Here is a 24,211-nt window from a genome sequence, read left to right on the forward strand (position 1 = left end):
AGTAAATTGGACGCCCGGCCAATTGCGGCTCGGTGAACGAACCTTAAAAAGATCGTCATCGGCAGGGTTCGATCGATTGGCGGTCGAGCGGTCCGGGGGAACAGGGACGAGCGCGCCGCGGGCGCGCCAAGGGGACGGAACGCCGCTGATCCGGGGGGATGAGCGGTGGTATCACAGCTTTTGACGAACGCGGTCGCATCGTAAGGTGCGGCACCGATCGCTGGCACGCGCCCGATACCGGTCGGGCGTGACCCCTTGTCGTTTCCAAACACCCGGACGCCTCGCCCTTTGGGAGACGCGCAGTGACCATCAATCTCGGCCTTGGCATCAGCATCGGCAACGGTACCAGCAACGCGAACCAGACGATCACCGGCAACGACGCCTCGAACGTCCTGCGCGGCGGCAATGGCAATGATCGGATCACCGGCGGCGCCGGCAACGACGTGATCCATGCCGGCGCGGGCAATGACCAGGTCGATGCGGGGGCGGGCAACGACCTCGTCTTTGGCGGCGACGGCAATGACAGCATCCTGGGCGGCACCGGCAACGACTCGCTCTATGGCGACAGCGGCAACGACATGCTCGACGGCGGCGAGGGCAATGACACCCTGTCCGGGGGCGAGGGCAACGACACGCTGCTGGGCGGGGCGGGCAACGACCTGCTCGATGGCGGTATCGGCAACGACTATCTCGATGGCGGCGCGGGGCTGGACACCGTGCTCGGCGGGCTGGGCAACGACACGCTGGTCTATCGGCTGGCCGATCATGGCCCGGCGTCCAAGTCATGGTTCGCGCCGCAGGATTCCTATGACGGCGGCAGCGACACCGACACGCTGCGGCTGGTCTTCACGCGTGACGAATGGCTGCGCAGCGACATCCAGGCCGATGTCGCGCGCTATGTCGCGTTCCTGAATCAGGAGGCGAACAGCGTCCTCGCGCGCGTGTCCGCCAAGCTGGGCACCAACGAATATTATGGCACGTTCCAGTTCGACGCCTTCGACCTGACGGTCAGCCGGGTCGAGAAGTTCGAGGTCATGATCGACGGCCTGCTGCTCGATCCGCGCGACGAAGCCGTGATCGCGCGCGCCGATGCGATCACCACCGACGAGGATCACGCATCGCTGGCGTTCAACCTGCTCGCCAACGACTCGGTGCCCGATCAGGTGCGCTCGGTCTCGGTCGGCAATCCCGCGCATGGCACGGTGACGCTGACCCAGAATTATGCCGATCCCGCCAATCCGGTCGCCAATGTCGTCTACACGCCCAACGCGGCCTATTATCAGTATCTCGCGCAGGGCGAGAAGGCGGTCGACAGCTTCACCTATACGGTGACCGATGCGGACGGCGACGTGTCGACCGCGACCGTCACGGTGACGATCACCGGCCAGAATGACGGCCCCGCGATCGTCTCGGGCCGTTACCAGGGCGCGGTGGTCGAGGATGCGGCGGCGACGCTGACCAGCGACGGCACGATCACCTTCCGCGACATCGATCTGACCGACACGCACAGCGTCAGCATCGGTGCCGCGCGCGTCGCCATCACGGGCGGCGTTCCTTCGGGCTTCGCGCCGGCGGGCGGCTTCGGCACGCTGAGCGCCCAGGTCGTCGAGAACACCGCCGACCAGAATGCGCAAGGGACCATCAACTGGCGCTTCACCGCCGACAATGCCAGCGTGCAGAGGCTCGCGGCCGGCCAGATCGCGACCCAGGTCTATATGCTGACCCTGACCGACAAGTTCGGCGCGACGACGACCCAGGACGTGACGGTCACGCTGACCGGCACCAACGACGCGCCGACCGTCACCGCCGCCGTGGCGAGCGGCGAGGTCATCGAGGATGCGACGACCGCCATCGCCGGCACCATCGCCTTCGCAGATGCGGACCTGATCGACACGCATAAGGTGAGCGTCGCGGCGCAAGAGGATTATTATCGCGGCCATTTCGCGACCGTCATCGACGATACGGCGACGGGCGACGGCGCGGGCAAGGTCCGCTGGACCTTCGCGGTCGACAATGCCGACCTGCAGGACCTCGCCGAGGGCGAGACGATGGTCCAGCACTATGTCGTCACGGTCACCGACCAGAATGGCGCCAAGGTGGACCAGCAGGTGACGGTGACCCTGATCGGCACCAACGACGCCCCGGTCGCCATCGCCGATGTCGCCGATCCGGCGATCGAGGACGGCGCGGTCGTCACCGGCTCGGTCGCGGGCAACGACCATGACGTCGATTACTACGCGCAGCTCACCTACGCCCTGAACGCGCCGGTCGCGGGCCTGACGCTGAATGCGGATGGCAGCTACAGCTTCGATCCCAGCAACGCGGCCTATCAGGCGCTGGCCAAGGGTGAGGTGCAGACCGTCGTCGCGGCCTACACCGTGACCGACGAATATGGTGCGACCGCCACGTCGACGCTGACCTTGACGATCACCGGCACGAACGACGCGCCGGTTGCGGTCGTGGACACTGGCGCGGTTGTCGAAGATGCGATCCTGACGGGTTCGGTCGCGACGAACGACAGCGATGTCGATCATGGCGCGAAGCTGGCGTACACGCTGAACGCACCGGTCGCGGGGCTTACGCTCAACGCCGACGGCAGCTATAGCTTCGACGCTGGTCATGCGGCGTATCAGGCTCTGGCCAAAGATGAAGTCCAGACCATCGTCGCGAACTACACCGTCGCCGACGAACATGGCGCGACGGCCGTCTCGACGCTGACGTTGACTATCACCGGCACGAACGATGCGCCGGTCGCAGTCGTCGACGCCGGTTCTGTTATCGAAGACGCGATCCTGACAGGCTCGGTTGCTATCAATGATAGCGACATCGATCATGGTGCCAAACTCGCCTACACGCTGAATGCACCGGTCGCGGGGCTGACGCTGAACGCGGACGGTAGCTACAGCTTTGACGCTGGTAATGCTGTCTATCAGGCGCTGGCCAAGGACGAAGTCCAGACCATCGTCGCAAGCTATACCGTCACTGACGAACATGGCGCGACGGCCACGTCGACGCTGACGCTCTCAGTGACCGGCACGAATGACGCGCCGATTGCGGTCGTGGACGCCGGTTCGGTTGTCGAAGATGCGGTGCTGACGGGTTCGGTGGCTACGAACGACAGCGACGTCGATCATGGCGCCAAGCTGGCGTACACGCTCAACGCACCGGTCGCGGGGCTGACGCTCAACGCCGACGGCAGCTACAGCTTCGACGGTGGCAATGTGGCGTATCAGGCACTGGCGAAGGACGAAGTGCAGACCGTCGTTGCAAGCTACACCGTCACCGATGAACATGGGGCGACGGCTGTCTCGACGCTGACGCTGACGATCACCGGCACGAACGATGCGCCGGTTGCGGTCGTGGATGCTGGTTCGGTTGTCGAAGATGCGATCCTGACGGGTTCGGTGGCGACGAACGATAGCGACGTCGATCACGGCGCGAAGCTCGCCTATACGCTGAACGCACCGGTCGCAGGTCTGACGCTGAACGCGGACGGCAGCTACAGCTTCGACGCTGGTAACGCGGCCTATCAAGCGCTGGCCAAGGGCGAGGTGCAGACCGTCGTTGCGAGCTACACCGTCACCGATGAGCATGGCGCGACCGCCACTTCGTCACTGACGCTGACGATCACCGGCACGAATGACGCGCCGATTGCGGTCGTGGACGCCGGTTCGGTTGTCGAAGATGCGGTGCTGACGGGTTCGGTGGCTACGAACGACAGCGACGTCGATCATGGCGCCAAGCTGGCGTACACGCTCAACGCACCGGTCGCGGGGCTGACGCTCAACGCCGACGGCAGCTACAGCTTCGACGCTGGTAACGCGGCCTATCAAGCGCTGGCCAAGGGCGAAGTGCAGACCGTAGTTGCGAGCTACACCGTCACCGATGAGCATGGCGCGACCGCCACGTCGGCGCTGACGCTGACGATCACCGGCACGAACGATGCGCCGGTTGCGGTCGTGGATGCTGGTTCGGTTGTCGAAGATGCGATCCTGACGGGTTCGGTGGCGACGAACGATAGCGACGTCGATCACGGCGCGAAGCTCGCCTATACGCTGAACGCACCGGTCGCCGGTCTGACGCTGAACGCGGACGGCAGCTACAGCTTCGACGCTGGTGATGCCGCGTATCAGGCGCTGGCGAAAGACGAAATTCAGACCGTCGTTGCCAGCTACACCGTCACCGACGAACATGGGGCGACTGCCACGTCGGTGCTGACGCTCACGGTGACCGGCACGAACGATTCGCCGGTTGCGGTCGTTGACGCCGGTTCGGTTGTCGAAGACGCGATCCTGACGGGTTCGGTCGCGACGAACGACAGCGACATCGATCGTGGTGCCAAGCTGGCGTACGCGCTGAACGTACCGGTCGCGGGCCTGACGCTCAATGCGGACGGCAGCTACAGCTTCGATGCCGGCAACGCCGCCTATCAGGCGCTCGCCAAGGACGAGGTCCAGACCGTCGTCGCGACCTATACCGTCACCGACGAGCATGGTGCGACCGCGACGTCGACGCTCAGCATTGCCGTCACCGGCACCAATGACGCGCCGACCGCCGTCGCGGACACGGTGAGCGTGGTCGAGGACAAGATCGTCGCCGGCTCACTGGCGGCCAATGACGGCGATCCGGATCATGGCGCCGTCCTGACCTACACGCTCGATGCGCCGGTCGCGGGCCTGACGCTGAACGCCGATGGCAGCTACAGCTTCGACGCCGGCAACGCCGCCTATCAGGCGCTGGCCGAGGGCGAGGTGCAGACGATCGTCGCCGGCTATGGCGTATCGGACGGGCAGGGCGGCACCGCCGCCGCGACGCTGACCATCACGGTCACCGGGCGGAACGACGGACCCGTCGCTGTCGCCGACACGGCGGTCGCGGTCGAGGACGGCGCGAAGGTGACCGGCAATGTCGGGGCCAATGACAGCGACGTCGATCACGGCGCGGTGCTGACCTATGCCGCGACCAACACCGTCGCCGGGCTGACGATCAACGCCGATGGCAGCTATGTCTTCGATCCGTCGAACGCGGCCTATCAGAACCTGGCCGCCGGCGCGACGCGGGTCGTCACCGGCACCTATTCGGTCACCGACGCCTCGGGCGCGGTCGCCAATGCCAGCCTGGCGATCACCGTCACCGGCACCAACGACGCGCCGGTCGTCGGCAATGTCGCACTGCCCGGCAACGCCACGGTCGTCGCCAACCGCCTGGTCAATGGCGATTTCAGCGATCCGACCGCGCTGAACGGCTGGACCGTCAATACGGCGTCCTCGGGCACCAGCTCGGTGTCGACCTCGACCGCGACGGTGCAGCGCAACACCAATATCATCCCGGGCGACAAGGATGTCGCGGCGCTGCGCTACAGCGCGACCGTTCCCACCGGCTATGGCACCGGGCAGGGGCCGAGCATCACCAGCACCGCCTTTTCGGGCAATGCGGGCGACACGATCCGCTTCGTCTATGTCCTGTCCTCGGGCAGCGATCAGGCGATCGGCACCGGCTATATCCGCGATGCGGCGACGGGCGCGATCGTCCAGACCATCTTCGACTATAAGGTGCCCGTCATCGGGTCGACCGGGGTCCAGACGGTCGAGCTGACGCTGGCCCAGTCGGGCAACTACACGATCGACTTCCGCGTCGGCTCCTATGATGCGACCGGCGGGCGGGCGATCGGCGCGACGCTGTATATCGGCACCGCGCAGATCATCCAGACCGGCATCACCGAGGATGGCAGCTTCGCCAACCCCAATGGCCGCAACCTGCTGCTGACCCAGGCGACCGATGTCGACACGGGCGACGTGCTGACCGTGCCCGCCTTCTCGACCACCAGCGCGCAGGGCGCGACCGTGGTGATGGCGGCCGACGGCACGCTGACCATCACGCCTGCCGGTTCTGCGGCGGCGCAGGCGCTGGCGCTGGGGGAGACGGCGACCGACACCTTCACCTATCAGGTCTCGGACGGGCATGGCGGACTGACCAGCGCGACGGGCAGCTATACGCTGGTCGGCCAGAACGACGCCCCCGTCGCCCTCGCCGATACCGCGGCGGTGGCCGAGGATGCCACGATCAGTGGCAGCGTCGCCGCGAACGACTATGACGTCGATCATGGCGCCAAGCTGAGCTTCGCGCTGACGGCGCCGGTCGCCGGGCTGACGCTGAACGCCGATGGCAGCTATGTCTTCGACGCCGGCAACGCCGCCTATCAGGCGCTGGGCGAGGGCGAGACGCGGGTCGTCACCGCGACCTACACGGTCACCGACGAGAACAAGGCCAGCGCGACCCAGACTCTGTCGATCACCGTCACCGGCACCAATGACGCGCCGGTCGCGGTGGGCGACACGCTGCGGGTCAGCGAGGACGGTGCGACGGTCGTCACGGCGGCGACGCTGACCGCCAATGACAGCGATGCGGACGACGACGCGCTGACCATCACCGGCGTCGGTGCGACGGGGACGATCGGCACCGTCGCGCTGGTCGACGGCAATGTCAGCTATGCGGCGGGCAGCGCCTTCCAGTATCTGAAGGCCGGCGAGACCGCGACCGACAGCTTCACCTATACGGTGTCGGACGGCCATGGCGGCGTATCGACCGCCACGACCACGGTGACGATCACCGGCGAGAATGACGCGCCCAAGGCCGCCGACGACACGCTGTTCGCATCGCCCGGCGTCGCAGCGACGGTGGCGGTGCTCGCCAACGACTCCGATCCGGAGGGCGACGCGATCACGGTGCAGAGCGTGACCAACGGCGCGCACGGCACGGTGTCGATCAACAGCGACGGCACGCTCAGCTATACGGCGGCGGCCGGCTATTCGGGCAATGACAGCTTCACCTATACCGCGACGGACGGGGCCGGCCTGACCTCGACCGCGACGGTGGCGGTCGTGGTCGGCGTGCTCGACCATGACACGGTCGGCAACGACGTGTTCCTGCAGGGCAATTATATGGAGATCGGCGTATCGAGCGCGGGCTCGCTCGGCACCGCCAGTGCCGCGCCGGCCAATTATCACCCGACCAACGGCGCGCGCCGGATCTCGTACGTGGTCGACACCGATGGCTGGAATGCGGGGGCGGCGCCCAAGTCGGGCGATTTCACCCTGCCGGGCTCGCCGGTCGACACGATCGGCTTCGGCTTCAACGGCCGCTCGTTCATCCAGGACCAGCGCAGCGGGCGCAACGACATCGCCACCACGACCGTCGACACGACGGTGGGCACGACCCTGTCGACGACCACCACCGGCACCGCCAGCTATAATGGCGGGACCATGGCGGTGAAGCAGGTGATCGAGCTCGACGCCAACGCCACCTATTACAAGACCACGATCACGGTGACGAACACCGGCAGCTCGACGCTGAGCGATGTGCGCTTCCTGCGCAGCTTCGACCCCGATCAGGACGTCGACAAGGGCGGGTCGTTCGCCACCTATAACGACGTGCTGTCCAATCCGACGGCGGGCAATGCGCTGGCGATCTCGCGGGCGACGGGGCCGATGTCGGGCGTGTCGGTCAACCTGGTGTCGTTCGATGCCGCCGCGCGCAGCTCGAACTATGGTTTCGCCAATTACGACGTCTATGCCGGTTCGGCCTATGCCAATCCGGTCGACCGCAACGGGACGATGGCGGACGAGGCGATCACCCTGGCCTTCGGCTTCGGCAATCTGGGCGTCGGTGAGACGATGACCAAGACCTTCTACACCAGCCTGAACGGCAGTTCGGGGGCGAACGACATGCTGATCGGCGGCAACGGCAATGACGTGCTGAATGCCGGTGCGGGCGACGACATCCTGCTGGGCCTGACCGGCAACGACACGCTGACCGGCGGCACGGGCAACGATACGTTCGTGTTCACCAAGGGTAGCGGCGCCGACACGATCACCGACTTTACCGGCGGCGCCGGGACCAGCGACGTGATCGAGTTGCGCGGCATGGGCTTCACCAGCTTCGCCGACGTCAAGGCCTCGGCCTTCCAGGCGGCGGACGGGGTGCATATCGATCTGCACAATGGCGACTCGCTGGTGCTGTCGGGCGTGTCGCTTGCCTCGCTCAACGCCGACGACTTCCTGTTCGCCTGAGCCGGAGGCACCGTCATGGCATGGATTCCGTCGAACATCTTCGGGCTGGCGGGGCGGTCGGTGACCGTCCCCGTCGACAGCCTCTGGGCGCCGCGCGAGGGGGACGGGCCGATGGCCCTGCCCGAACCGGCGGCGCCGGTGATCCGTCCGGGCCGTCCGCAATGGGCGGATCATGAACTGATCGCGCATGGCGACGGTGCGGCGGCGGTCGATCTGGCGCTGCTGCTCGGCGCTCAGGACGACGTGCGATCGGATACCGCCGTTCCTCAGGTCGCGGTCGAGGGGACGGCTCCGGCACAGGCGGTGATCGTCTCGGCGGTCGCGGAGGATGCCGGCGATTTCGCGCAGGTTCCGCTTGCCGCGTTCCAGGCGGCGGACAATGCCCGGATCGATCCGCACGAGGCGTTCACGATGCTTCTGCCCGAGCAGGTCGCGATGGATAGCGGTATGTTCATGATCGTCTGATAGGAATGATCCAAACTCGGTTCGGGGGAGCTGCACCATGGTCGGTGCGGCTCCCCTCGGCCGTTTGCGGCGGCCGGGGGGCCGGCGGGGCTTTCGCCGAACAGGGTATATGGGGTGGGTGCGCGTAGGATGAGGGGGTGTCAGCAAAGGGCCGGAACGGGCGGCCGCGCCATGTGGCGAGCGATGCCGATGCTCGTCATCATGGCCACGTCCGCCACCGCGCAGACGACCGGCGCGCCGGGCCCGTCGACGCTGCAACAAAATCCCCAGATCGGCGCGACGCCCACCCGCTTGCCGCCGTCGCCGACGCTGGCCCCGACGGGCGACCCGGCATCGCTTCCCGCACCATCCATCCCGGCGGGGTCGCCGGTGCGCATCGGTGGCATGCCCGCGCCGCCCGCCGCCCCGGTGGCGTCCCCGGCACCGGTGATCCCGCGCAGCGGCTTGTGGGTGCAGAATGTCCCCGGCGGCCTGCCCGCGCCCAGCGAGGACCCGCTGCGCATCGATCCCGCCACCGATCCGATCCTGCGACTGGCGCGGACGCAGACGCCGCTCGACGGCTTTCGCCAGGCGGTGGCGCAGGCGGTGCGCCGCAACCCGTCGCTCGCGGAAACGGCGGCGCAGGCCGAGGAGGCCGCCGCCGCGCGCGACGAGGCGCAGGCGCGGCAATATCCCACCGCCGACCTGTCGCTCTCGACCTTCAAGATCGTCAGTCGCGCCTTTTCCAACGATCCGGGCAATGTGCTGGAACGCTCCCGCCCCGACAGCCGCACCGATGGCCTGATCCGCATCCAGCAGCCGGTGGTCGACTTCGGTGCCAGCAACAGCCGCATCGCGGCGGCCGAGGCGCGGATCAAGGCGTCGCTGGCCGGCCAGGACGATGTCAGCGCGCAGATCGCGCTGCGCACGATTTCGGTCTGGTACAATGTCTATGGCTATCGCGCGCTGGTCCGACTGGGCGAGGTGTTCGCCGACAGCCAGCGCGATCTGCGCGCGCGGATTCAGGAACGCGTGGGGCAGGGCTATGCCGCACAGGGCGATGTCGCGCAGGTCGACAGCTATGTGGCCGCCTCCGACGCGCAGCTCGCCGATTTCCGCCGCGCGCTCGCCAATGCCGAGGCGCAATATCTGGGGCTGGTCGGCGCGCCGGCCCCCGCCGATCTGGGCCGCGCCCCCGTGCTCGACGCCGGACCGATCGCGGCGACAGGCCTGCGTGACGACATCGCCGTCCTGCCGACCGTGCGGGTGGCCGCGGCGCAGGCCGGGGCGGCGCGCCGCGATGCCGATGCGCTGCGCTCCGACCGGTTGCCGCAGCTGACCGCGGGGGTCGATGCCGGCCGTTACGGCGTGATCGAGAATCGCCGCGACTATGACGTGCGCGCCAATCTGACGCTCAGCATGCGGCTGGGCGGCGGTGCCGCCGAGCGGGTCCGCCAGGCCGAGGCGCGGGTGCACGGCGCCGACGCGCGGCTCGACCGCATCCGCCAGGATGCCGAGCGCGACGCGCGCATCGCCTTGTCGGACATCGCCGCGCTCGAGCAGGCGCGGACCGCGATCGAGCGCAACTACATTGCCAGTCGCCAGTCGCGCGATGTGCTGGCCGAACGCTTCCGCGTGTCGCGCGGGACGCTGTTCGACCTGCTGTCCGCCGAGAACAACTATTTCGGCGTCGCGGCGCGCTATATCCAGACGGTCACCGAGCTGGATACCGCCCGCTATGTCCTGCTCGCCCGCACCGGCCGCCTGTTGCGCGCCCTGCAGATTGATCCCGCCACGATGGACACGCCATGACCCCGCCCGCCGACATGATCGATCACCCGCGCCCGCGCTTCGCGCCGTGGCTGCTCGAACCGATGCTGCGCAACCGGCGCATCTATCTGAAGGTCGCGCTGGCGGCGGCGATGATCAACCTGTTCGGGCTGATCACCTCGCTGTTCACGATGACCGTCTATGACCGCGTCGTGCCCAACAACGCCTATGCGTCGCTGGTCGCGCTGTCGATCGGGCTGCTGATCGTCGTCGTCTTCGATTTCGTGCTGCGTATCCTGCGCGCCTATTTCGTCGATCTGGCCGGTGCCGACATCGACCATGACATCGGCACCCGCGTCTTTCAGCGGCTGGTCGGCATCCGCCTGGACCTGAAGCGTGGCTCGACCGGATCGCTGACCGGCATGATGCGTGAGCTGGAGACGCTGCGCGACTTCTTCGCCTCGGCGACGATGACGGCGATGGTCGACGTGCCCTTCGTGGTCGTCACCCTGGTCTTCATCGCGATCATCGGCGGCGCGGTCGTCTGGGTGCCGCTGGCCGCGATCCCGGTCGTCATCGGCGCCGGCTGGCTGACGCGGCCCGCGCTCGATCGCCTGTCCGCCAAGTCGTTGAGCGAGGGGCAGAGCAAGCAGAGCGTGCTGGTCGAAACGGTCGGCGCGCTGGAGATGGTGAAGACCAGCGGCGCGGCGACCCTGCTCGGCCGACGCTGGAGCAAGGCCAATCGCGCGCATTCGGACAGCGCGATGCGCCAGCGGCTGGTGTCGACGATCGCGACCACGGTCGCCGCCTCGGCCAACACCCTGTCCTATGCCGGCACCGTCGTCGCCGGCGTATTCCTGATCGCCGATCACCAGCTGACTACCGGCGCGCTGGTCGCCTGTTCGATCCTGTCGGGCCGCGCGGTGCAGCCGCTGGCGCAGGTCGCGACGCTGCTGACCCGCCTGTCGGCGACACGCACCGCCTATCGCCAGATCAACACCATGATGGACCAGCCGACCGAGGGACCGCAGAACGAGGCGTTGAAGCCCGCGCGCTTCGCCGGCCGGATCGAGTTGCGCGGTGTCGAATTCCGTTATCCCGGCGCGGCGGAGAAGACGCTGGACGGCCTCAACCTCGTCATTCCGGCGGGGCAGCGCATCGGCCTGCTCGGCCGGGTGGGATCGGGCAAGTCGACGATCGCGCGGATGATCTTGGGGCTGTATCCGCCGCAGGAGGGGCTGGTGATGATCGACGGCACCGACATCCGCCAGTTCGACCCCGCCTATATGCGCGCGCGCATCGGCACGGCGCTGCAGGAGAGCGTGTTGCTGAGCGGCAGCGTGCGCGAGAATATCGTGCTCGACCGTCCCGGCATCGACGATGCCGAGATGCTGCGCGCCGCCGAGCTGAGCGGCACGCACCAGTTCATGGGCCAGCTTGCCAATGGCTATGACCTGATCCTGGCCGATCGGGGCGAGGGCCTGTCGGGTGGCCAGCGCCAGTCGATCGCGCTCGCCCGCGCGCTGGCGGGCAGCCCGCCGGTCGTGGTGTTCGACGAGCCGACCAGCGCGATGGACCAGCAGACCGAGGCGGCGCTGATCGACCGGCTGGCCGCCGAATTGGAGGGCCGGACCTTCGTTCTCATCACCCATCGCCCCGCGCTGCTCCGCCTGGTCGAGCGTATCGTCGTCATCGACGCCGGCCGTGTCGTCAATGACGGGCCGCGCGATCAGGTGCTCCAGCAACTCCAGCGTCCGCGAGCCGTCGCCTGATGTCCGCCACCGACACCGCCGAACCCCGCCTCGAGGATTATGTCGACCAAATGCGGCCCGGCCGCGCGTCCAGCCTGCTGCTCTGGCTGATCCTGGCCTTTGTCGTGATCTTCATCCTGTGGGCCAGCCTGGTCCAGCTCGACCGGACGATCCACGCCTCGGGGCGCATCGTGCCCAGCAACCGGTTGCAGATCGTCTCCAATCTGGAAGGGGGGATCGTGTCGGCGATCCTGGCGCATCCGGGCGACGTCGTGCGGCAGGGGCAGGTGCTGGTGCGGCTCGACCAGACGCAGACCGGCGCCGAGCTGGGCAGCAGCGCGATCACCGTCGATGCGCTGACCGCCAAGATCGCGCGACTGGAGGCCGAGATCGCGGGTCGCGAACCGGTCTATGGCGCGCCTGCCAATGCGGCGATCGCCGAGCAGATCGGGATCGAGCGCGCGCTGCACGCCGCGCGCATGGCCGATCTTGCCAGCCTGACCTCGGCGGGTGCGGCGCGCGAAGCCCAGGCGCAGCGCGCGGTGGTGGAGGCGGAGGCCGCCTATCGTTCGCGCCAGTCGGCACGCGATGCGGCGCAGCGGCAACTCGACCTGATGCGGCCGCTCGTGGCGCGGGGGATCGAGCCGCAGGTGTCGCTGATCCAGCTGGAGAATGGCGCGGCCGTGGCGGCCAGCGATGCCGAACAGGCGGCGGCGACGATCGCCCGCGCCCGCTCCGCCGTGGCCGAGGCGCGCGCGACCCAGTCCCAGGTCCGCCAGGCCTGGCGCGCGCAGGCGGGGACCGATCTGGCCGCGGCGCAGGCGGAGATGGCGGCGCGCCGCCGCACCATGCCCGCGCTCGCCGCGCGCGACAGCCGCGCCGTCGTCCGCGCGCCCGTGACGGGCCGCGTCAACCGGGTGCTGGTCTCCACCGTCGGCAGCAGCGTCGCGCCCGGCCAGCCGATCGTCGAGGTCGTGCCCAGCGCCGACGCGCTGACCGTCGAGGCCATGGTCACGCCCAAGGACATTGCCTCGGTTCATATCGGCCAGCATGCGCGGATCAACGTCACCGCCTACGACTCGGCGGTCTATGGCGGGATGGAGGGCGAGGTGGTGACGATCAGCCCCGACGCCACGGTCGACGAACGGACTGGCGAGAGCCATTACACCGTCCGCGTCCGGGGGCGGGCCGACAGCTTCCGCGACCGCGACGGCCGCCGCCTGCCCATCGGTCCGGGCATGACCGCCGACGTCAACCTGCTGGGCGACCGCCGTTCGGTGATGGCCTATATCCTGACCCCCTTCACCCGGCTGAGCGAGAGCGCCTTCCGCGAATAGCGTGACGCGTTCAGGCCGCATCCGACCGGAGCGAGGGACGTGATCCCGCTCCGGTCGAGTGCATGGAATAATTTCCTGACGCATCATGGCTCTGACCCCACCGGTCGGCGTTCTAAGACGGTGCCGGCCCGCAAGAGGTCGGTCGACCGTCTGGAGCCGTCATGCCTGATCACCCTCGGCCCGCCGCCGATCCCAAGCCGATCACGCTCGATGAACCGGCCTCGGCCGACCGGGACGTCGCGTCGACCACCGACGCGGATGCCGTCGCCCGACGCGCCGAAGAGGAAGCCGCCGATCTCGGCGACTTCGCCTGAGCCGGCCCGCCGTCCACCCATTTGATGTCCAACCGGGAGCCTATGCCATGGAAGACGAACGCCTTTGGAGTTTCGAGGAAAGCCTGTGGACCGAGGGTCCCGACAATTATCGGGAAAAGGTCGATCCCGAGGTCGTGATGGTCCTGCCGCACCCGCCCTTCGTCCTGCGTGGGGACGCCGCCATCGCGGCGGTGGCGGACACCCCGGTGTGGGACCGCGCCGAGCTGACCGAGCGGCAGGTGTCGCGCCCGCAGGAAGGGCTGATCGTCATCGGCTATCACGTCACGGCCAGCCGCGACGGGGAAAGCTACAAGGCGCATTGCACCTCCACGATCCGGCGGCTGGAGCACGAGGTCTGGCGCGTCGTCCAGCATCAGCAGACCCCGGCACTGGCCAAGCCCCTGGCGCAGGATTGATCGACAGCGCCTGATAGACCCCGGATTGCCCGGTGGCCGCAACAGAAAAGGGGTGGGACACGCGTCCCACCCCTGTTTGTGTTACGGACCGGCGTCTCAGAAGCGGGTGCGCACCGAGAGGCTGAAGTTGCGCGAGAAATAGCGCACGTCCTGCGGGGCCGCATAGGAACCCCAATAGCTGCGGTTGCCATCCGCCGTCAGGTTCGATCCCTCCAGGGCCACGGTCAGGTTCTTGTTGATGTCGTAATTGATCGAGGCATCGAGCCGTTTGACCGGGTCTAGAAACAGGTTGTTGTAAGGGTCATTGGTATCGACCCACCATTGGCGACGCGACTGCCAGTTATAGGCAACGCGCACGTTCAGGCCGTCCCTTTCGAAGAAGCCGACCAGATTGTACATGTACTTGGATACGTTGAGATACGGCCCGTAAATGAACTCGGCCTCGCTGATCAGCGTGCTATCTGGTTTGAAAACAGGATAGGCCTGGCGGGTCAGGTTCATGGTGCCATTCAGCTCGGCGCCAAAGCTTTTCAGGATGCCCGGAAGGAAGGTGAAGAAGGACGACAACCTACCTTCGATGCCGCGATGTCGGCCACGGCCCAGATTATAGGGGCGGGTTACCAGGACCGGCACGTTGGGCGACTCGGGCAACACCTCAGGCAACTGGCGATTGCCGACCAGGCCGTCCTGATTCCATTGCCAGACGGCAAGGCTGGCCAGGCCGGTCGGCCCGAAATACCATTCGAGCGAAGCGTCATATTTGTTAGTCGAAACGGCACCCAGTTTTGGATTGCCGCCTGATGCCATTGGTGCGCCACGGTTTAGCAGGTTCAGCTGCAGGCGCGGGTTGATCTGATATACGCTGGGTCGTCCGATTTCGGATGTCCAGGCAAGGCGCAATTGCAGCTTTGGCGTGAAATGCACGATCGCGTTCACGCTTGGCATGAAATCCAGATAGTTGCCGCGCGGATTGATCTGGGCCTCGTCCGTGGTTTCTACCAAGCGGTCGTCGACGTTCACGAACTGGGTCGTGCGCTGTATCGCACGTAGGCTCGTCAAGCTGTTGACGATGCGTGTACCAACAACGCCGTCGATCGGGAACAGTAGTTTGACGTTGTAATGCGCCATTACATAGGCGGCATAGCTGCCGTCCGCGCCGCTGAACCCTTCATAGGGAATATAGTCCGGATAATAGGATTTCAGTTCCGGATAAATGCCCGTGAGCATGCCGCGGATTTGGTTGAAGCTGCCTCGAATGGAGTCGGTGTCACCAATCAGCCATTCCGCATTGGCGGCGGATTTCGATCCCTGAAATCCTTTACCGCTGCTGACCAATTTATAATTGGGTAGACTGGCGATGGGAATGCGCAAGCCCGCATAGCTGCCCCGATAGCCCAGCGCGCGGGAATAGGTGCGATTGGCATAACGAAAACCGGTCTTAAAATAATCGATGAATTTCGAATCTGTATAGAGTTTCAGGCCCCCATTTGGCCTCTATCTCAGGGCTGTACGTGAATTCTTTTCTCTGAAGGAAGCCGTCGATATAAAGGTAGTTTTTGTGATCGAGAAGGTCGATATTCTTGAACGTCACATTTGATCCGCCAAGCGGGTCGGTCGTATCATTGAAGATGACGTCGAAGTCGGGCTGCTGGTTGAAACGAATCCAGTGGAACAGTTCGTTGGAATCGTTTTCGGCGCGGGCCCAGTTGATCCAGCTGTTAAACTCGAAGCGCTCGTTCTTGAAATCGACTTGAAAGCGGGCGTTGTAGTTGGTGCTTTCATGTTGATAGGAGCTTCGACCTGGGCCCATGGGATCAAGCGAGGTAGACGACAGGGATTTGACCAGGCGGCCATCGGGCCCGAGCACGATGTTGGACAGGACCGGCAACGGCGCGCTGGAATCCGAATAGGTCAGCGGAATGTCGAACCGGTTGTCGGACCACAGCATGCGCTGCTTGCGATAGCCACCCTCCAACGTGATGGCCCAGCGATCATCCGGCTTCCACTGCGTCGAGACGTTGACGTCGGCCCGCTTGGACCAGCCGTTCGGCCCCGAAAAGCCGATGCCCCAAGGCATGTAGATGTTGCGCGGTGTCGTGCTCGGCAGGAAGGTCAGGCGCGAGTCGCCTGGAATTTCCGGCTTTGCGTTCCACCGGATTGATTCATTGTACCGGACATTGTTGGCCGATCCGTTGACCGAAAAGCCGAGCTGGCCGATGTTCGTATCCGCGTTATACGCTACCAGTGCGCTGAAGTAGGGATTCACCTTCTTGATCTGGTCGGCATAGTCGCCGCGGACGCTGAAGGCATAGGTCGCGCCTTCCTTGAAATCGGTCGGGCGGCGCAGCGTCAGGTTGATCACGCCGGTCTGACTGCCCTCGACCTGATCGGGGGTACGCGTCTTATAGACCTCGATGCCTGCGACCATGTCCGATGAAATATCATTGAGATAGGTCGTGCGGTCGCCCGCCGAGAAGGTCGGCGATCCGTTGACCGTGGTCATCACTCCGCCCAGGCCGCGGATTTTGACTTCGCCGCCTTCGCCGCGATTGCGGTCGATCTGAATGCCAGGGATTCGCGCCAGCGCTTCGGGAATGTTTTTGTCAGGCAATTTGACAATGTCTTGCGCTACCACGACGTCGACGATCTGCGACGCCCGGCGCTTGGCGTTTCGCGAGGACTTCAGATTCTCGCGAAGGCCCATGACGATGATGTCGCCTTCCAGGCGACCATTGTCGTTGGATAGCTGCGGCTGCGATTCGGTACTTTTCGCCGCTTCCTTCGACAATCGTTCCTCACGCTTGGTACGCTTGCGTGATCGTAACTTGGAAGTCTTGCCTCCCGTCAAGACTTTCTGCGCCTTTTCAGTGGCATCCCCTGCTTGTTGCGCTGCCGCATCTTCCACTGGAAGAACGGCTATTAACGCAGCGAACGCAACCCCGCTCGCAAGTCCCCGCATGGACAGCATACCTACCTCCCCCAAAAAACGTTTGCGGCAATTTGTTGCTCGACGGTATACAATATAACTGGACGAATAAGGTCAGACAACTTAAAACTTGCCCATCGGTTGATTCCAGTGGAGCGGCAGGGGTGCCGCACATCGGGGGAAGCGCTTTGACGGGAGCTGCCGCGTACGGGGCCGGGCATCCCATGGCTCAGACGTGCGAAAAGACGCAGTGGCGATAGACAAGGGGAGGGACATGAAAGACTTCGAGACAATGCCGGACGAACGGTCCGGGCTTTCCGGGGCGGGGCGGCGCGAGTTCTTCGCGGCAATGCTGGCGGGGGTCGCTTTGGCCGGTGCGGCCGGATCGGCATCTGCACAGGTGTCGGCGTCGGTCGATACCGCGCCGCTGCAGTTCGCGCTGAACCTGCATTATCTGTCGACCAACATGCTGCAGCTGGCGATCTACGGAAAGGACCGGCAGTTGCCCGCGCAGTTCATCCGCGGCGGCGAGACGGTCGATCAACCCGGCGTGTCCGCTACCTCGGCCAAGCAGGTCGCCTTTCCGGAGGATGCCCGCGACATCCAGGCGCGCATCCAGGAGATCGCCGACTCGCTCTGGTATCGCACCCTGCTGCTGCGGTCGCTGCTACGCGCCGACTCGCCCGCGCAGAAGCAGATCGACATGACCGCCGAGCGTTTCACCGCCATGTTCCGGCTGGCGGGGGCGATCGGACCGAGCGAAAGCTTCGATCCTTATGCCTCGCCGGTCGATCTGGCTCTGGCGGCGGAAACGATTCTGGCGGTGCAGGCAACGGCGCTCAACGGGCTGGTGTCGCAATATACCAACAGCATCGTGAAGGCGGCGATGGTCTCGATGGCGGCGACCGCCGCGACCGATGTGACGACGGTGCGGACCATATTGATGGCCGCCTCGACCAGCCGGCCGGCGGTGCTGACGATGGTCGATCGCCTGGCGGCCTGGCGCAACGGCATCGATGGCGCAGGCATCACTGATCGCGGCATGTCGCCGGTCACGGTCAACGGCACGATGACGACGCGGTTTAGCCTGACCGATGATGACGGGCTTCACCTGTCGCGCACGCCGGCCCAGGCGCTCAACGTGCTGTTCATGACCTCGGCCGCGACCACACAGGGCGGGTTCTTCCCGACCGGGATCAACGGGTCGATCAAGACCAGCGCCGCCAACTGACCGCAACAGATCGCTTCCCAAAGGGGGATGACATGACGATTTCCGACAAGGAACCCGGCGCGTTCGATACCACACGCCGTCAGATGATCCGCTGGTTCGGCACCGCGTCCGTGATGGCGGGCGGGCTGGCGCTGCTCGAGGGCTGCAACGACGACGTCGTGGGTTCGGAGAATGTGAAGACGCCAACGCCCACCGCGTCCGCCAGCGCCACCGCGACACCGACTCCGCCGCCCAGCTATACCGCCACCGACAACGACCGGCTGAACTTCATGCTTCAGCTGCACTATCTCTATGGCAGCTATCTGGTGCGCGGCCTGACCGGCGGCACGCTGCCGGCCGCGAGCACCACCGGCAGCGGGACGGCCGGCGGCGTTTCGGGTGGCCGCGCGGTGACCTTTACCGACAATATGACGCGCGCGACGGTCGGTGAGGTCGCCAATGCGGTGCTGGGGCGGATCGGCTATCTGCGGCGGACGCTGGGCGGTGCCGTCACGGCACAGCCGGCGCTCAATATCGCCGGGGGCGACAAGGGACCGTTCGACATGATCGCGCGCGTCCCCTCAGACACGCCGCCGGCCAGCTTTTTCGATCCGTACAGCTCGCAGGAGGATTTCCTGCTCGGCGCGGTCGCCCTGTCGGCGGTCACGATGACGGCGTCGGTCGACCAGAGCTATCAGGTCAGCGCGGGGATGCTGGGGGCCGCCGGCGCCTTCGCCGCCGGGGTCGGCGCCAGCGACGGCGTGATCCGCAACGCGCTCTATCAGCGCGCACTGCTTCAGGCTCGCTCGCTGCCGGCGACCCAGATCCTGTTCGAACGCTCCTGGCGCATGGCGGAGGCGCGCAACCGGCTGGACGGTCCGCGCAATCTCGATGCCGGTATCGGCTGGTTCGCGGGCGACACCGACTTCGGTTCGGTCATCCAGTTGCGCGACGGCGGCAACTGGGTCGCCCTGCGCCGCACGCCCGAGGAAGCGCTGGGCATTCTTTACGCATCCGGCTCGTCGGTCGCATCGGGGGGATTCTACCCGAATGGTCTGAACGGGCTGATCAAGACCAGCGGTATCAATATCGTCTGATCCCGCCGGTGGCGGGCTGTCGGGGCCCCTCTCTGACAGCCCGCTCTATCCCCTCAACGAAGAGGGTGTACGCGCCCTCTTCGTGCTTTGTCGTCACGCGGGAGTGGCGGTCGTCATCTCCGCGATAGGACGCGCCGTATCCGCACGGCAAAAACCGCTCCGCAAATTTCGTTCGGGCGCAGGCGCTTGGCCGGGCGTCCATGCGTTCTCCCTTGCTGAACCAAGGAGAGGACGGGCATGGACAAGGCGACCGACGAGCGATGGATGCGCATGGCGCTGGAGGTGGCGCGCTCGAAGGGCAGCGACCCCTCGACCTCGCCGTTGGGCTGCGTGATCGTGCGCGACGGACAGGTGCTGGCGGCCGAGCGCAACCAGACGCACGAACTGCCCGATGCGACGGCGCATGCCGAGATGATGGCGATCCGCCGCGCCTGCGAAAGCCTGGGCGATCTCGAACTGCGGAACGCGACGCTCTATTCGACGCTGCAACCCTGCGGCATGTGCACTATGGCCTCGATCTGGTCGAAGGTCGGGCGGGTCGTTTACGGCGCGGGGCGTGACGATGTGCATCCCATGTATTTCGAGGCGCGGCACGTCGATACCCTGTCCTTCATCGCCAAGGCGTATCGTGACGATATCGTGATCGAGGGCGGGTGCCTGGCCGAGGAATGCGCCACGCTCTATTATGGCCCGGACGCGGATTTGCCCGAGGAGGAACAGGCCAACCTCTGACGGCGGAAACGGGCTGGCCGACCACCGCCGGGCATGGGATAAGGGGCCAAGCATCGGGCCATTCCCTGTCGCCCCTTCGGCGCAGCGCGAATCAGGAGAGGCGGGCGGTGCGCGTGTCGATCATCGAGTCTTTCCTGACCACCGCCTATGGTTCGCGCCATGGCTGACCGATCGGCCGCCTGTCGCCTGGATGACGTGATCATCACCGATGCGCTGGCGCATCGGCCCACGCGCGCACCCGACCATGGCCTCGAAGCCGATGCCATGGCGCGTCTGGCCGAGGAACTCGCGACCGATCCCGAACGGCTGTTGCAGACGTTGTGCGACCTGCTGGTCGAACACGGCGTGGCCGGGTCCGCCGGGATCAGCCTGTTGGAGGCGGAAAAGGACGGCGGGCGGTTCCAGTGGGTGGCGCTGGCCGGGGCCTGGGCGGCGATGCGCGGCGGGGTGATGCCGCTCGACGCCAGTCCCTGCGGCGTGGTGGTGGCGCGCGCGGCGATGCAGCTGTTCGACAATCCCGCGCGGTTCTTCGGGCATGGTGAGATCCAGCCGACGGTCCATGAACTGCTGCTGATGCCCTTCTTCCATCGGGGCACGCCGATCGGCACGGTGTGGATCGCCGCGCATGACCCGGATCGTAAATTCGACCAGGAGGATGGCCGGCTGCTCGAACGGCTGAGCCGGTTCGCGGCGGCGGGGTTCCAGATGACCCGTGCGCTGCGGGCGGCGCGGATCAGCCAGAACGAGCTGGAGCTGCGCGTCGAGGAACGCTCGCGCGCGCTGCGGGAAAGCGAGGAGCGGCAGGTGTTCCTGCTGCGGCTGTCGGACGCGCTGCGGCCCGAGACCAGCGTGGCGGGCGTGGTGCGCTGCGGCCTCGCGATGCTGAGCGAAAGGCTGTCGCTCGACCGCTGCTATATCGCTCATTTCCAGATGGCCGAGGACCGGGTCGATGTCGCCGAGCAGATCGGCAATACCCGCATTGCGCCACTGCCCGCGACCATCCGCCTGTCCGATTTCCCCCAGGCGGCGCAGGTGGCGTTCGAGCGGACGCTGGTCATCGACGACATCCCCGCCGATCCGTCGCTGTCCGACGCCGAACGGCGCAATTTTTCGGGCCTGGGGATCGGCGCGCTGGCGGCGGTGGTGCTGCACAAGGGCAAGGGCGATCCGATCTGGTCGCTGGGCGCGATCGCGGCCGCGCCCCGGTCCTGGCCGCGCGGTGAGATCGCGCTGATCGAGGACGTGGCCGAGCGCATCTGGACCGCGATGGAACAGGCCTGCATCCAGGCGACGCTGCGCGCGAGCGAAGAGCGGATGCGGCAGTTCGGCGAGGCGTCGCAGGACATTTTGTGGCTGCGCGATGCCGCAACGCTGCAATGGCATTATGTCACCCCGGCGTTCGAGGCGATCTATGGCCTGGGGCGCGACGCACTTCTGTCGGGCGATCATTATCGCAACTGGCTGGCCATGATCCTGCCCGAGGATCGCCCGCTGGCCGAGCGGCATATCGGCCGGTTGCGGGCGGGCGAGCATGCGGTCCTCGAATATCGCATCCGCCGCCCGGGTGACGGTGCGATCCGCTGGTTGCGCGACACCGACTTTCCGATCCCCGACGAACAGGGCGTCGTCCGGCTGATCGGCGGCATCGGCGAGGACATCACCGACACCAGGCTGGCGCAGGAGCGGATCGAACAGAGCGAGGAGCGGTTGCGCAGCGCGGTCGAGGTCGGTCGGCTGGGCCTGTGGGACTGGGATGTCGTCACCAACGAAGTGCACTGGTCGGACGAGCATTTCCGCATGGAAGGCTATGCCGTCGGCGAGGTGAAGCCCAGCTATGAGAGCTGGGTCGCGCGGGTCCATCCCGACGACCGCCCGGGGGCCGAGGCGTTGTTGCAGGCCGCGATGACCGAGCATCGCGAGTTCGACCATGAGTTCCGCGTCGTCCACCCCGATGGCTCGATCCACTGGCTGCATGGGCGGGGCCGCTTCTTCTACAGCGAAGGTCGGCCGGTCCGCATGGTCGGCGCGGTCGTGGAGACGACCGACCGGCGCATGTGGGAGGAGCGGCAACAGGTGCTGATCGCCGAGTTGCAGCACCGCACGCGCAACCTGATCGGGGTGGTCCGCTCGACCGCCGAGAAGACCGCGCGGTCGAGCGCCGATCTGGCCGAGTTCCATGAGAAGTTCGCGGACCGGCTGGACGCGCTGTCGCGGGTGCAGGGGTTGTTGTCGCGGCTGAACGACCATGACCGGGTGACCTTCGGCGACCTGATCCGCACCGAATTGTCGGCGCTGGGCGGCGGCGGGCCGGACCGGGTGACGCTGGACGGGCCGACGGGGGTGCGGCTGCGCTCCTCGACCGTCCAGACGCTGGCGATGGCGCTGCATGAGCTGGGCACCAATGCCGCCAAATATGGCGCGCTGGCGCATGCCACGGGGCATCTGACGGTGCGCTGGTCGCTGGAGCCGGTGGGGGCGGATGATCGGCCGTGGCTGCATATCGACTGGCGCGAAAGCGGCGTGCCGATGCCACCGGCGGGTGCCGCGCCGCAGGGCACGGGGCAGGGGCGCGAGCTGATCGAACGCGCGCTGCCCTATCAGTTGAGCGCGCGGACCACCTATCGGATGAAGGCGGACGGGGTGCATTGCACCATCGCCATCCCGGTATCGGCCTGCGGCGCGGCGCGTGCCGAGACCGGCTGAGGACCCGCCGCCGCTCAGTCCGGTCGCGGCAGGCGCCGTTCGACCAGGATCACGCCCAGCCCGGTTGCGGTCAGACAGGCGGCGAGGAACAGCATCGGCGCGGTATCGCTGCCCACCCAGTCGCGTAGCGTCGGCACGATCGCCTGGGCGATGAACCCGCCCAGATTGCCGACCGAGTTGATCGCGGCGAACCCCGCCGCCGCCCGTGCCCCCGTCAGGAAGCGCGGCGGCAGCGTCCAGAAGACCGGCTGGCCCGAAAAGATCGCCGCCGCCGCCAGGCTGAGACAGGCGAAACGCAACGCGACATGATCGACCAGCACGCTTGAGATCAGCAGGACCGCGCCGAGCAAGGCCGGCCCGGCGGCATGGCCGATGGGGTTGCGATAGCGCGCGGCGTGACGCGGCACGCCCCACAAGGCGATCGCCACCAGCGTCCAGGGAATGATGTTGAGCAATCCGTTGGCGGTGTTCGACACGCCGAACCCGCGCACGATCGTCGGCAACCAATAGCTGAGGCCGTAAGCGCCCAGCGGAAAGCCGATATAGACCAGACACAGCAGCAGCACCCGCCCGTCGCGCAGCGTCGCCCGGATGTCGCCATGTCCCGTCGTCGGCGCGACCGCCGGGGCGGCGAGTTCGTCCGCGAGCCAGCGTTTCTGCTCCGACGTCAGCCAGCGCGCGCTTTCGGGCGCGCGGGGCAGCAGGAAGAAGGCGACCGGCGCCAGCAGGACGGCGGGCAGGCCGGTGGCCAGGAACACCCATTGCCACCCCGCCAGGCCCAGCGCGCCGTCCTGATCGAGCAGCCAGCCGCCGATCGCGCCGCCCACCGCATTGGCGACCGCGCTGGCCAGCATGAACAGCCCGACCGCACGCGCGCGGTAGCGCGCCGGGAACCACAGGGTCAGGACATAGAGGACACCCGGAAAGAACCCCGCCTCCGCCACGCCCAGCAGAAAGCGCAGCAGGTAGAAGACCGGCGCGCTGGGCGTGAAGGCGAGCAGCAGCGTGACGACGCCCCAGCTCGCGATGATCCGGGTGAACCAGATATGCGCGCCCATGCGGTGGAGCAGGATGTTGCTCGGCACCTCGAACAGGAAATAGCCGATGAAGAACAGCGAGGCGCCCAGCCCGAACGCCGCCTCGCTCAGGCCCAGCGCATCGACCATCTGCAGCTTGGCATAGGAGATGTTCTGCCGGTCGATATAGGCAACCAGATAGAGCAGGCCGAGCAGCGGCATCAGCCGCCAGCCGATCCGGCGGATGGTTGCCCGTTCGATGTCGGCCATGACCTCTCCCTTTTACAATTGTCTCAACGCTACCGCGGGTTGCGGCGATAGGCGAGGGGGCGGGGGGCGGGCATGCGATGCGGCCGGCTATGGCTTGTGGCTTAAAATGAGTTATGATGACGCGGTCCATGGCCGGCTTGGCGGTGTGGGTCAGGG

Annotated in this window: 14 protein-coding genes; 11 read left to right on the forward strand and 3 right to left on the reverse strand. The window is 66.5% G+C overall.

Annotated elements, in window-relative coordinates; all coding sequences use genetic code 11:
- Nucleotides 1–302: 302 nt before the first annotated feature.
- The 7 genes from GGR48_RS01795 (at nt 303) to GGR48_RS01825 (ending at nt 14,101) form a co-directional block, all read left to right on the forward strand.
- A complete protein-coding gene (locus GGR48_RS01795; RefSeq protein WP_183950187.1) occupies nt 303–8,069 on the forward strand; it encodes an Ig-like domain-containing protein in 7,767 nt (2,588 codons plus the stop codon).
- A gap of 15 nt (nt 8,070–8,084) precedes the next feature.
- On the forward strand, nt 8,085–8,534 hold the full coding sequence (locus GGR48_RS01800; RefSeq protein WP_183950188.1) for a hypothetical protein: 450 nt from the start codon (nt 8,085–8,087) through the stop codon (nt 8,532–8,534).
- A gap of 201 nt (nt 8,535–8,735) precedes the next feature.
- Entirely contained in the window at nt 8,736–10,325 is a 1,590-nt protein-coding gene (locus GGR48_RS01805; protein ID WP_206362540.1) for a TolC family protein, read from the forward strand.
- Entirely contained in the window at nt 10,322–12,055 is a 1,734-nt protein-coding gene (locus tag GGR48_RS01810) for a type I secretion system permease/ATPase (protein WP_240456152.1), read from the forward strand. The genes GGR48_RS01805 and GGR48_RS01810 overlap by 4 nt, the downstream gene beginning before the upstream one ends.
- On the forward strand, nt 12,055–13,371 hold the full coding sequence (locus GGR48_RS01815) for an HlyD family type I secretion periplasmic adaptor subunit (RefSeq protein ID WP_183950190.1): 1,317 nt from the start codon (nt 12,055–12,057) through the stop codon (nt 13,369–13,371). The genes GGR48_RS01810 and GGR48_RS01815 overlap by 1 nt, the downstream gene beginning before the upstream one ends.
- Nucleotides 13,372–13,532: 161 nt before the next feature.
- On the forward strand, nt 13,533–13,685 hold the full coding sequence (locus GGR48_RS01820; RefSeq protein WP_183950191.1) for a hypothetical protein: 153 nt from the start codon (nt 13,533–13,535) through the stop codon (nt 13,683–13,685).
- 47 nt (nt 13,686–13,732) lie between these two features.
- Entirely contained in the window at nt 13,733–14,101 is a 369-nt protein-coding gene (locus GGR48_RS01825) for a DUF4440 domain-containing protein (RefSeq protein ID WP_183950192.1), read from the forward strand.
- 96 nt (nt 14,102–14,197) lie between these two features.
- Here the strand turns inward: GGR48_RS01825 and GGR48_RS01830 are convergent, their stop codons facing one another.
- Both GGR48_RS01830 and GGR48_RS01835 read right to left on the reverse strand, forming a co-directional pair.
- Entirely contained in the window at nt 14,198–15,580 is a 1,383-nt protein-coding gene (locus GGR48_RS01830; protein ID WP_183950600.1) for a TonB-dependent receptor domain-containing protein, read from the reverse strand.
- Nucleotides 15,540–17,069 carry a TonB-dependent receptor plug domain-containing protein gene (locus tag GGR48_RS01835; RefSeq protein WP_183950193.1) on the reverse strand — a complete coding sequence of 510 codons (1,530 nt, stop codon included), beginning with the start codon at nt 17,067–17,069 and terminating at the stop codon, nt 15,540–15,542. Before GGR48_RS01835 ends, GGR48_RS01830 begins: the two co-directional genes overlap by 41 nt.
- 232 nt (nt 17,070–17,301) lie before the next feature.
- Between GGR48_RS01835 and GGR48_RS01840 the strand changes: the two genes are divergently transcribed.
- From GGR48_RS01840 to GGR48_RS01855, 4 genes are all read left to right on the forward strand, one after another.
- Nucleotides 17,302–18,258 carry a ferritin-like domain-containing protein gene (locus GGR48_RS01840; RefSeq protein ID WP_183950194.1) on the forward strand — a complete coding sequence of 319 codons (957 nt, stop codon included), beginning with the start codon at nt 17,302–17,304 and terminating at the stop codon, nt 18,256–18,258.
- Nucleotides 18,259–18,290: 32 nt separating this feature from the next.
- The gene (locus tag GGR48_RS01845) at nt 18,291–19,334 is read left to right on the forward strand and encodes a ferritin-like domain-containing protein (protein ID WP_183950195.1); all 1,044 of its coding nucleotides are present in this window, start codon (nt 18,291–18,293) and stop codon (nt 19,332–19,334) included.
- 237 nt (nt 19,335–19,571) lie between these two features.
- A complete protein-coding gene (locus GGR48_RS01850; protein WP_183950196.1) occupies nt 19,572–20,066 on the forward strand; it encodes a nucleoside deaminase in 495 nt (164 codons plus the stop codon).
- Nucleotides 20,067–20,225: 159 nt separating this feature from the next.
- The gene (locus tag GGR48_RS01855) at nt 20,226–22,769 is read left to right on the forward strand and encodes a PAS domain-containing protein (RefSeq protein WP_183950197.1); all 2,544 of its coding nucleotides are present in this window, start codon (nt 20,226–20,228) and stop codon (nt 22,767–22,769) included.
- 14 nt (nt 22,770–22,783) lie between these two features.
- Here the strand turns inward: GGR48_RS01855 and GGR48_RS01860 are convergent, their stop codons facing one another.
- Nucleotides 22,784–24,055, reverse strand: coding sequence for an MFS transporter (locus tag GGR48_RS01860; RefSeq protein WP_183950198.1), 1,272 nt, complete (start codon nt 24,053–24,055; stop codon nt 22,784–22,786).
- Between the last annotated feature and the right edge of the window lie 156 nt (nt 24,056–24,211).

It is taken from the genome of Sphingomonas pseudosanguinis, assembly GCF_014196255.1.
GTDB classification, from domain to species: domain Bacteria; phylum Pseudomonadota; class Alphaproteobacteria; order Sphingomonadales; family Sphingomonadaceae; genus Sphingomonas; species Sphingomonas pseudosanguinis.

Excerpts from the sequence above, each read along its gene's own strand:
- GGR48_RS01820 (WP_183950191.1), top strand. The coding sequence starts at position 13,533 with ATGCCTGATCACCCTCGGCCCGCCGCCGATCCCAAGCCGATCACGCTC.
- GGR48_RS01805 (WP_206362540.1), top strand. The coding sequence starts at position 8,736 with ATGGCCACGTCCGCCACCGCGCAGACGACCGGCGCGCCGGGCCCGTCG.
- GGR48_RS01850 (WP_183950196.1), top strand. The coding sequence starts at position 19,572 with ATGGACAAGGCGACCGACGAGCGATGGATGCGCATGGCGCTGGAGGTG.
- GGR48_RS01825 (WP_183950192.1), top strand. The coding sequence starts at position 13,733 with ATGGAAGACGAACGCCTTTGGAGTTTCGAGGAAAGCCTGTGGACCGAG.
- GGR48_RS01860 (WP_183950198.1), bottom strand. The coding sequence starts at position 24,055 with ATGGCCGACATCGAACGGGCAACCATCCGCCGGATCGGCTGGCGGCTG.
- GGR48_RS01810 (WP_240456152.1), top strand. The coding sequence starts at position 10,322 with ATGACCCCGCCCGCCGACATGATCGATCACCCGCGCCCGCGCTTCGCG.
- GGR48_RS01815 (WP_183950190.1), top strand. The coding sequence starts at position 12,055 with ATGTCCGCCACCGACACCGCCGAACCCCGCCTCGAGGATTATGTCGAC.
- GGR48_RS01845 (WP_183950195.1), top strand. The coding sequence starts at position 18,291 with ATGACGATTTCCGACAAGGAACCCGGCGCGTTCGATACCACACGCCGT.
- GGR48_RS01835 (WP_183950193.1), bottom strand. The coding sequence starts at position 17,069 with ATGCTGTCCATGCGGGGACTTGCGAGCGGGGTTGCGTTCGCTGCGTTA.
- GGR48_RS01840 (WP_183950194.1), top strand. The coding sequence starts at position 17,302 with ATGAAAGACTTCGAGACAATGCCGGACGAACGGTCCGGGCTTTCCGGG.
- GGR48_RS01800 (WP_183950188.1), top strand. The coding sequence starts at position 8,085 with ATGGCATGGATTCCGTCGAACATCTTCGGGCTGGCGGGGCGGTCGGTG.
- GGR48_RS01855 (WP_183950197.1), top strand. The coding sequence starts at position 20,226 with ATGGCTGACCGATCGGCCGCCTGTCGCCTGGATGACGTGATCATCACC.